General features: G+C 67.4%; 7 protein-coding genes. 2 read left to right on the forward strand and 5 right to left on the reverse strand.

All coding sequences use genetic code 11. The features are described 5' to 3' along the window. The first annotated feature begins 27 nt into the window (after positions 1-27). Positions 28-543, forward strand: a complete 516-nt coding sequence (locus tag NBZ85_RS21690) for a transcriptional regulator (protein WP_095213097.1) — start codon at positions 28-30, stop codon at positions 541-543. 155 nt (positions 544-698) lie between these two features. Beyond that, positions 699-1,409: a hypothetical protein gene (locus NBZ85_RS21695; protein ID WP_261562501.1), complete on the forward strand. Its 711-nt coding sequence runs from the start codon at positions 699-701 to the stop codon at positions 1,407-1,409. Between the two features lie 483 nt (positions 1,410-1,892). Here NBZ85_RS21695 and NBZ85_RS21700 read toward each other — a convergent pair whose 3' ends face one another. From NBZ85_RS21700 to NBZ85_RS21720, 5 genes are all read right to left on the reverse strand, one after another. After that, positions 1,893-3,821: an AAA family ATPase gene (locus NBZ85_RS21700; protein WP_261562502.1), complete on the reverse strand. Its 1,929-nt coding sequence runs from the start codon at positions 3,819-3,821 to the stop codon at positions 1,893-1,895. 645 nt (positions 3,822-4,466) lie between these two features. After that, a complete protein-coding gene (locus NBZ85_RS21705; RefSeq protein ID WP_055752584.1) occupies positions 4,467-4,784 on the reverse strand; it encodes a C40 family peptidase in 318 nt (105 codons plus the stop codon). A gap of 25 nt (positions 4,785-4,809) precedes the next feature. After that, entirely contained in the window at positions 4,810-7,188 is a 2,379-nt protein-coding gene (locus tag NBZ85_RS32765) for a tyrosine-type recombinase/integrase (RefSeq protein ID WP_261562503.1), read from the reverse strand. A 128-nt stretch (positions 7,189-7,316) separates the two neighbouring features. Next, positions 7,317-8,558, reverse strand: a complete 1,242-nt coding sequence (locus NBZ85_RS21715; protein ID WP_261562504.1) for a tyrosine-type recombinase/integrase — start codon at positions 8,556-8,558, stop codon at positions 7,317-7,319. A gap of 148 nt (positions 8,559-8,706) precedes the next feature. Further along, positions 8,707-9,645: a C40 family peptidase gene (locus tag NBZ85_RS21720; RefSeq protein ID WP_261562505.1), complete on the reverse strand. Its 939-nt coding sequence runs from the start codon at positions 9,643-9,645 to the stop codon at positions 8,707-8,709. Positions 9,646-9,778: the final 133 nt, after the last annotated feature.

Below are 9,778 nucleotides of genomic sequence, written 5' to 3' on the forward strand. Positions count from 1 at the left end.
GCTCCCACCCATCCGCAGGGAGGAAACATGCCCATTACCAGCGAGAATCGTGCCTACGCCCGCGAGGTAGGCATCCGACTGCGCACCATCCGCGCCCAGCAGGGCCGCACTCTTCAGCAGGTCGAGGCCCTCTCGCGCGGCCAGTGGAAGGTCGCGGCGCTCGGCTCCTACGAACGCGGCAACCGCATGCTCAGCATGCAGAGGCTCGCCGCACTCGCCGCGTTCTACGGCGTCCCCGTCCACGACCTGCTGCCCGGCGGACAACCCGGCCCACTCCCGCCGCGGGCGGTCCGCATCGTGCTCAACCTGCCCGCCCTGACCCGCGTACCCACCGACGACGCCGGACCGCTGCGCCGCTGGGCCGTCGAGATCCAGCGGGAACGCGGCGACTACGCCGGCCAGGTCCTCTCGATCCGCGAAGGGGACCTGCGCACCCTCGCGACCCTCTACGCCCTCGACCGCAACCAATTGCTCGACAAGCTCCAGCAGTGGGAGGTGCTCGACCCCATGAGCAGCATCGCGAACACCTCCGATACCGCCTGAACGTAGGCGCCGTGATCCAGTCGACAGCGCTCCCACTACCGCGCCCTCAGCCATCATCGAACCGTGAGGGACAGCCCGTGTTTCCTCGAAACCGAGCGGCTGCTGCTCGTCCCGCTGTCCACGGGCACCGTGGTGTCGGAGGAGGTACCCACGACGTGCACGACGCACTGACCATCGACCCGCGGGTCAAGCGGGCGGCCCGGCGTTACCGGCGTCGCCGGATGCTGATCCCGATCGTCGCCCAGCTGCTGCTCATGCTGCCCGCGGTCGCGTGCCTGATCGTGTGGCCGCCGTTCGCCAGTCCCGGTGGTATCCATGGCCTCGCGGCGGGAGGGCTGGCGGTACTCGGCGGCGTCGCGGGTCTCGGCTGCTACAGCAGCCGGGTCACCTGGGCGCTGGACAGGGCACCGCTTGCGCCGGCCAGCGCGCGCGTCGCCCACCACGCCCTGGCTCTGCGCAGGACGCTGCAAGACCCTGACCTGGCGGGGATAGCACGCCATACCGAGGCCGTCAGGCTCCTCTACCTGCTGGCCGACGCGGCAGACCGCCTCGCGCGCGACCTCGGGGACACCATCCCCGGACTGGCCGCCGCAGATCTCGCCACGACCGTGGCCAGGGACGCGGACACGACCCGAGCCGACCTCCTCACCGGCGTCTGCCGCATCCTGGACACGATCGCGTCCGTCCAGCAGGTGATCCTCGGCCCCCTGAGCAATCACGAGATTCCCGACCCGCCGCTGTCTGGCCCCGATCCACGAGAGAGTTTCGAGCGCACCGCCGCCGGACTGGACCGCGCCGCCCGCGGCGCGCTCGATCTCGTCACCCTCGCCCTGACCCCACCGGCTCCCAGCCACCCGCAGCAATGACGACCGCTACGGCTCGAATCCGGCCATCACGCCGCCTGCTCGGCGACCGTCCGCGCGGCCTATCTCGGTAGACAGAGGCGCTTCGGTCCCAGTAAGTCTTTGTCGGGGCGTCGCATCGAATGCGCATGTTTGCCTGTAGGTTTTCATCTTTCATGTCGCCAGAAGTCCGGAGTACCAGCGCTTTGGCGCACGTTCTCATCGAGCTGGCGTCAGGCTGGTTCTCAACGATCTGCCGTTTCCCTCGGAGCGGTGCCGGTTGCGATCGGCCAGACCGCCTGCATCGCGGTCGCTGCGGCCGGGCGGGGTCCTCATGGCTACACGGAGCGTGCACCCCGCAGGCGCACGCTCCGAGCACCAGCGATGGTCGGTTGCGGATGAGCGCCCGAAGCAGCTGATGAACCAGCCTGGAAACATCCCGAAAACGGCCCCGCTCGCCGCGCACAGCCCCCCGCCGGTCCGCCCCGTCGCTCAGGCGAGGTCAGCTCAGCGCTTGGGGAGCAGGGAGTTGAGTCGCGTAAACAGCAGATCGGCACGCGTGATCGTTTCCGCGTCGATGCGCGGGGCGAGCGCGGCCTGCTCTCGGAGGAGAACCGCCGCCGGCTTGTAGTGGTTGAACCTTGTGGCGATCTTCCGCTTCTTGAACACCGCCTCGATCTGCCGAAGGACACGGGGGTCCTTCGCGTTGAGTTCTGAAGCGCGGATCGGGGTGGTTAGCTGGGGTGTGTAAGCGCGGTTGACGAGTTCGAGGTAGAAGCCCCGGTCGAACAGGTCCTCGATGTCTGCGTCGGCTGTACCAGTGAACTCGCTGATCTGGAGGAGTCCGTTTTTGGCCAGCTGGCCATTGTCCCGAAGACGTTGGACGGCCCCGACGTCCTTGGTGCTGGAGTCGACGAGAACCGCGACGTTCAGCTTGTTCGCGCCCAGGAGGGTCACGAAGGTAGACAGTTTCCCGGAGCCGCCGATGGGGGTCTTCACCCAGCGGGGGTCGAGTCCGATGGACCCCTTCGCCTCGGCGACATCCGTGAGGATGTCCAGGTAGATCAGGTCGCTCGGGCCTTCGAGGAGCAGGGTGTGCTCGCCCACGAACAGCGTCTGGGTCATCTCGATGCCCATCGCGGTCAGGAGCGGGAACGCAGTGTCCTCGTCAGCCTTGAAGATTTCCGAGGAAACCTTCGCTCCGCCGCGCTCCATGTCGATAACCGTCCTGACCCTCTGGATGTTGTCCGGGTCGACCATGAACGGGGAGTGGGTGGTGTAGAGGACCTGGTGCTTGGGCGCCAGTCGCTCGTCGATCAGGCGGAGCAGGTCCCCCTGGGCGCGGCCATGCAGGGACAGGCCCGGCTCATCTAGGAGGAGGATCAGGTCCGTGGTGCCGGCCGCCTCCAGCTCGTTGAAGTAGGCAAGGAAGGAGAAGAACCAGACGAAGCCGCGGGACCGGTCGTCGAAGGGCACCGAGGCGCGGTGCCGGCGGTTGAAGACGCGGACCTGGAGGATCGGCCCCTCGTCGAAGGGCGCGGTGGCCCCGACCTCAGGGGGCAGGACCTTCAGCTGGACTTCCAGCTCTTTGTTCTGCGACCAGTACTCGAAGACTTCGTCCGAGATGACGTTGCCGGAGTTCTCCAGCTCACGGAGAAGCCGTTCGTGCTGGTCGGTGTTCTTGAACTCCTCCGGTGACACGCCCGCCATGTCCAGGAGGCTCAGCAGCGCACGCTCGCCGCGCGTAATGTCTCCTGACTGTCGCCGCCGGATCAGATCGGGCAGTGCGACCTTGCCCGGCATCGTGTCGTAGTCCGCGAAGTAGACGAACTTCGGCATGGACGGATTGGCGTACTGGTCGATGAGGTGACACCCGAGGCTGCCGTTGCGCCAGCCGCGGAGGCGGTCGGCCAACGCGGTCGCGTCGGAAGGGGGCTCCTTCAGCTCGTCAAGGGCATCGAGGAAGTCCGTGACGGTCTTCACGCTCCCGATGGCCTTGGCGCCCGCGGCCGGAAGGTCCAGGGTGGATCGCAGGTGGTCGACGACCGCGGCCTCGTTGTAGGAGAAGCTGAACGACTTGGACTTGTCGCGGTAGCCGATTTCGACGGCGAACTCGGGGCTCCTCATGGCCTTTGGGCCGAGCTCCTCCTCGATGGCCTTCATGATGGTGTCGTCGAGACGGAACGTCGCCGTGAGCACGGGAATCTTCTCGCCGGCAGGGAGCTGCTTGCGTTCGCGGGTCTTGCGGGCAGGGAAGTCGACCACCTCGTCGAAGGCGGCGGGCTCCACCGGGTTGAGCCGGAAAAGCGCTTGGAGGAGGGTCGTCTTGCCCGACTCGTTCTTCCCGACGAGGCAGGTGACATCCTTCTCGATGTCGAAGCTGTCGGAGTCCTCGACGGACCGATAGTCAGTGACGCGAGCCTTGATCAGTTGCACTGTGCCTGAAGGTCCTTCCTCGTGTCCTGCGAGAAGGCCCGGCGCACCAGAGGCGTCAATCACAACGAGTGACACTGAATGTCTCAGCGTCATGTTCGAGGGTATGTTCCAGACGCCAATCAGGAGCGACCCCGACACCCGTCGACCTCGACGCCGCCGGGGTCCTCTCTTGAGCTGATCTGAGGGTAGCGTGCCTCACCGACAACTCCGAACGACCTGCCTCGTTCCCGCGCCGCGCGGGTGGCCTGGCTGGGGGCTGGGAGGACACGAGGCCGTCCTACCACCTGTCCGACCTCGGTGATCGGCGCCGGAGCCGTCACGGCCGACGATGCGCGACCAGTACCAGCCCGAGTAGTACGCGGCTTTGTAGCAGTGGAACTCCGCACCGGCGGGCACGCCGTCAGGTCATCCACGGCGACACGGTCCAACGTCGTGTCCACCTCGGTCCCGGCTTCCGACCGGTACCGGACCCAGACACTTCGCCCAGACCGTGACGAACCGCCACCAACCGATCAGGGTTACTCCGCGCACCGCCGAACCCGGGACGCCACGCCGAGCCACCTTCTCATCGATCTGGCCAGTCGGCGACAGATCGGTGACATCTTTTTTGAGAAACTGTCAGCTGTTTTGAGAACCTACATTGCCCTACTTGCCCGGCCTGGTTGCGCCGAAATAGTCGTCCTTTTGCCACCTATATGGAGCGATTTTGACCACTTTTTTACGCCCTGGAGCTGTGATCATCTGCCCGTCTCCGATATAGATCGCGACATGGTGGATGTTGCTGGCGGTGCCGTAGAAAACGAGGTCGCCGATCTGGAGTGGTTCCCGGGGCGGGACCACGGACCCGGCCTCATACTGGGTCTGTGCGGTGCGGGGCAGGTCAATCCCGGCGGCCAAATAAGCGGCCCGGGTGAGACCGGAGCAGTCGAAGCCGCCTTCGGCCGGTTCTCTGAACTTGCGCATACCGGACAGAACTTGCGGACGCGCCTTATTCGGGTGCCTGGTTCTCGGGTGCAGTGCGAACGATGGTGCGTGCGGCGAGGTGGTGGAGGTCTGGCATGCCGAGGTGGACGGTGGCCTGTCGGCTGGTAAGGCGGTCGAGGTCGGTGAGTTTGGTGTTCGCGGCGGCGAGGCTGATGGTGAGTCCTTCGATGTCTCCGAGCCATCCTTGCTGTTCGGCTTCGGTGATGCGGTCTTGGATGTTGTCGCGGACCTCGACGAGTCGTGGCCGTTGGCGTGGGTCGGGGCGTAGCATCGGGCAGCGTATGCAGGCGTGTTCGTGGATGCAGGGGGTGTTGTAGGCGCGTCCGCAGGTGCCGAGCGATACTTTGCGGCGCTGGAAGTGGCCGAAGAAGTCTTCCCATTCTTGTTCTGTCGGTGCGCGGTATTCTTCGCTGGGTCGCACGGAACGGCGGCGGGAGATCCAGGCGCGATGCGCTTCGATGGTTTCGGCGGGGTAGGTCGCCTTGTATCCCATGGTGGTGTTGATGTCGCGGTGCCCGCAGATGGCCTGGGCGATGTGGGGTGGCAGTCCGCTCATCACCGCGTCTGTGACGAAGATGCGGCGGAAGTCGTGTGGGGTGAAGTCGAGAGGTTTGTTGTCCGGTCCGGTCAGTCCGGAGTGCGCGAGGGCGTTATCGAGTGCTCTTTCGATGGCCCGGCGTGGTAGGGCACGGTTCTCGGCGCCCCAGCGTCGCTGGAACAGCAGCGGCATCGGCGGGAGCCAGAGGCGTTCGTGGATGTCGTAGGAGGGGACGAGAGGCACTGCGCCGGTGGTGTCGCGGACCCGGCAGATCACGGCACTCAGGACGTCGGCGAGTTCCGGGCTGACCAGCAGAAGTCGTTCGGTGTCTGTTTTCGACGGTGCTATCTGCAGGAGAGGGACGAGTTCACCGGTGGTGGGAAGCTGGTATTGGACGAAACTGTGGTGGGTGAGTTCGAGGAGTTCCTCGGCGCGGATACCGGTGTGCCGCAGGATCTCGACGGTGGCCCAAGCCCAGAACGCCTCGTGTTCCTCGAAGGTCAGATTGTAGCGGGCGCCGGTGGTCGGGTCGTCGGCCCAGACCCTCGTGCCGCCGGAGCTCGGCATGGGCGGTCGGAGGAAGGTGCGTCCGGTGGCGGTGAACGAGTCGCCGGGCTGGGTGGCGCATGCGGCGGCAAGGCGTTCGGCGGTGTCACGGCGGCGTTGCTCGACGGCGCGGACGAGGGCCGGCAGTACCGGTAGGCGTTCCCGAGTGCGCTGGTCCATCCGGGCCTTGCGGTGCATCCGGTCCTTCCACCGGTCAACGTCGGCGGGTGTGACGGGGCAAGGCGTGGCCCAGGGGCCCCATCGGGCCGGGTCCTCCAACGCCCACTGCGCGATGTCGAGGTAGAAGGCGCGCACCGAGAACATGCAGCTCTTGGCGTTGACCCGCGGGGTTTCGACGTCGACGGGTTCCCCGTCGCTGCCGACCACCTTCTTGGTCCGGACCTGGATGCGTTGCTTCCAGGCCGCGGCCACTTCGGGGGGCAGGTGCAGGGAGTGGATGCCGGGATGGTGGCGTTCCAGGTCGTGCCAGAACAGGCCGGCGAGCCGGTCGGCGAGTTCCTTGAGACTGACGTAGTCCACGGCGGGCTGCCGGTGGCGCAGGTAGTCGACGATGAGGTCGCGCACCGGCTGGCAGCGCAGTGAGTAGCGGGCGACGAGGGCCTCGACGGTGAGTTGGCCGGTCGCGCCGCGGAACGCCCGGATCGTGGGTGGCGCGTCGGGTGGAAAGACCCCGGCATCGTGGAGGAGCTGGTAGACGTAGGTCTTGCAGGTGCCCCCCTTGGCCTGCACCGAGCTTTGAACGTCGAGTAGCTCGACGCAGTCGCCGGGAGCGATGTCGGCGACCAGCCCGCCCTTGCAGGCCATGATCGTGGCGGCGCGGTAGAGCGCGAGGCGGACCATCAGCGGCGCCGCGGCCGGGTTCTGCTCGGCGCATGCCCGCAGCCGGGCGAAACCCTCGGGGTCACGGGAGCGTTCCATAGCCGCCTGGAAACGTGGGGACTGGCGCGTCATCATCCACCGCACCCCGGGCCGGATAACGTCACCGCAGATGAGCGCGAGCAGGCCGGTCGACAGGAGGCGTTCGTAGGTGTCGTCACCGACGTCCCGCAGCCAGTCCGCCGCCACGTCCCGCCAGAACTTCCCGTCGAGGTCCTCCACGCCCGTGGCAAGCCAGCGCTGCTGCCAGGTCGCGCCCGGATGGCCCTGCAGCCAGCGCAGGACACCGGTGATGCCGCTGCGGCGCTTCCACTGCACGGCCTGGTTGTCCGACCCGTAGGGCGGGGGAACGAGCAGCTCGACGATGCTGTGACGGCCGAGGGTGGTCGCCGGCCAGGACACCGGAACCCTCCGTGGCGGGAACTGCCCCCGCAACCGCGCCGCCGCACCCGCGGTGCCGCGAGGCGTCGCCGGCGTTCTGCCCTCAGCCCGCGACCCGTCTGGGGGCGGCTGCCGGTCCAGGAGTTCGGTCACGGCGTTCGCCCCCCGAACAGAACCTGCAGGCTGTCGGTCCGGTAGCCCGCGGCCGGCAGCGGTGGCGGCGCGGCACGGCCGGCGGCGCGGCGCTCGTGGTGGGCGCGCATCCCGGCGAGGACCTCGTCTTCGAACGGTGTCGTGTAGATCTGGGTCGTGGTCAGGCTCGCGTGCCCGAGCACCCACTGCACGTCGGTCAACGCCACCTCGGGATCCCGTGCCATCCGGTAGGCCGCGGTATGACGAAGATCGTGCAAGGTCCAGTTACTTCCCAGCACAGCCTGCGCACGGATGAAGGCTGCCCTGGCGGCGTGATAGGTCAACGGGCGTAGGGGCTGCCGCAGCGTCCACCACAGCGGGTCGTCCCGCCCGCGCGGCGCCTGGCCGTCGAGCTCCTGCTGGTAGAGGCGGAGCCACACGAACGCGTCCGGCGACGCCGGCAGTCGCTGGACGGTGCGGGAGCCCTTGCGCACCACGCTGATCAGCTGCTGGCCTGGGTCGGCGTCCGCCTGCGTGGTCCCCAACAGCTCGCTGGCCCGAGCGCCTGTCGACACGTAGAACGCGACCAGCGCGCGGTCACGGTGGCTGAGCAGGGCGGCGAACAACTCGTTGAAGCGCTCGTCCGGGATCGCGCGAGGCACCCGCTTCGGAACCGTCGGCCGATACAACCCGACCCTGGTGTTGCGGAACGGCTCCAACGGATTGTGGTGCGCATGCGCACGCCCCTCCTCCCGCTGCCGAACCAGCGGAAAGGGATTGACAGCCGGTCCGCTTCCCCAACGCCGATGACAGTCGTAAAAGGCCCGCAGCACCGTCTCGCTATGCGCGACTGTCCGGGCCGCGTACTTCGCTCCCGGCGCGGGTCTACCCGTGACCGGATTGGGGCTACCCGCCCCCGACGCCCTCCTCCTTCCCGGGCCGCTCGCCGGCTTGTCAAGGACCCGCAGCCAGCAGGAAAAGTCACGTGCCTCGATTCTCCCCGCCGCATCCCAGGACAGGCCGATCGCCCACAGAAAACGGAACCAGCGCAGGAGATCCAGGCCATAGGAACGTTGAGTCGCCGCGGACCGACCAGCCGCCTGCAGATCCTTCAAATAGACTCGGGCGGGCTCGACCACCTGACCGGAACCGTCCAGCAGCAGGTACGGCTCCCACAATTCGCCCGTGTCCCGCAGACACCCGATGCGGGGCACGACCAGCATGGTCAAGTCCCGCTGGCCACTCCCGTCATCTACCATCGCCCCACTCCAGTCGACAGGAACGGCGAGCAGGAGCTCACCACGCCGGAGAACCATACGATCCAAGTAGTCTGCCTGTCCCCACACTCCATTCACGGCAACGCAGGAAAAGCGACGCGGATCGCCATCACACCAAGGAATGGTCACCTCAGCTCCGACCTGCGGGGCGCGTGATTCCCACAAGATTAGGCCAAATAGATTCCATGCGGACGACTGCTCCTCTGTGGGGCGCATCGATCATTTCGGTAGCTGAGATCGCGATCCCAACGTGGGTCACGTCGGTCCGACCGCTCCCGAAGAACACCAGGTCCCCCGGCGCAGGCGCAGTACCCGTTGGCAGAAGTGGACCCGCGTCATACTGCTCCTGAGCGGTCCGCGGAAGATCCACCCCGGCCGCTTCATAGGCAGCCCGCGTCAACCCCGAGCAGTCAAACCCACCCGCCACCCGAACCCCGCCGCCCGGTAGTTCAGTCAACTGGGGGCCGTCCCCACCCCACAGGTAGGGGATGCCGATCTGGCCCTGGGCGTAGAGGACGGCGGCGTAGCCGGCATCGGACGCGGTGGTGTCGGCCCCTGGGCCGTCAGTCGAGCCGTACTGGGTGGCCTGGGTAACAACCTGGGCGATGTAGGCGCCGGAATGGTTGTAGTCCCACAGGGCGCCGGTCAGGTCGGTGGCGACGTGGTTGTCGCATAGGTAGGCCGCGGCGGCGTAGATCGCGTCCTGGGGGTTGTAGAGCGACGGCGGGTTCGCGCCGCCTGCTGGTAGTTGGTGACGAGCGACGACGTCGGCGAACGTCGGGGCGAGGAACTGCATGGGGCCGCCGGCGCCGGCGCTGTTGGTACCGCTGGCCACGCCCGGCAGCCGACTGCGTCCATGATCGGATTCGACTTTGCCGATGGCCGCGAGCGTCGTCCAGGACAGGCCGGGGCAGGTCGCTGCTGCCTGCATGTAGAGGGTCAGGTAGTCGGCGGGGACGTCGTCGAGCGCGGTCTGGCTGGGACTGCCGCCGCTGCCGCAGCCGAGGAACCAGCCGACGACCGGCACGCACAGGACTCGTTCTGCCAGTTGGGCGGCGGCGGCGCCCATGAGCACGATGAGCAGGACTACGGCGGCGGCGGCCCCGGCGAGGTATTTGGTCGTGGCCGCTCACCCCCGGTACTTCTCAGGGGGCATGGGCGCGGGTGGGCGCAGGCCCGATCCGGTGGGGAGGGCGTCCGGC

Source organism: Frankia tisae (genome assembly GCF_025403405.1).
Classification (GTDB): domain Bacteria; phylum Actinomycetota; class Actinomycetes; order Frankiales; family Frankiaceae; genus Frankia; species Frankia tisai.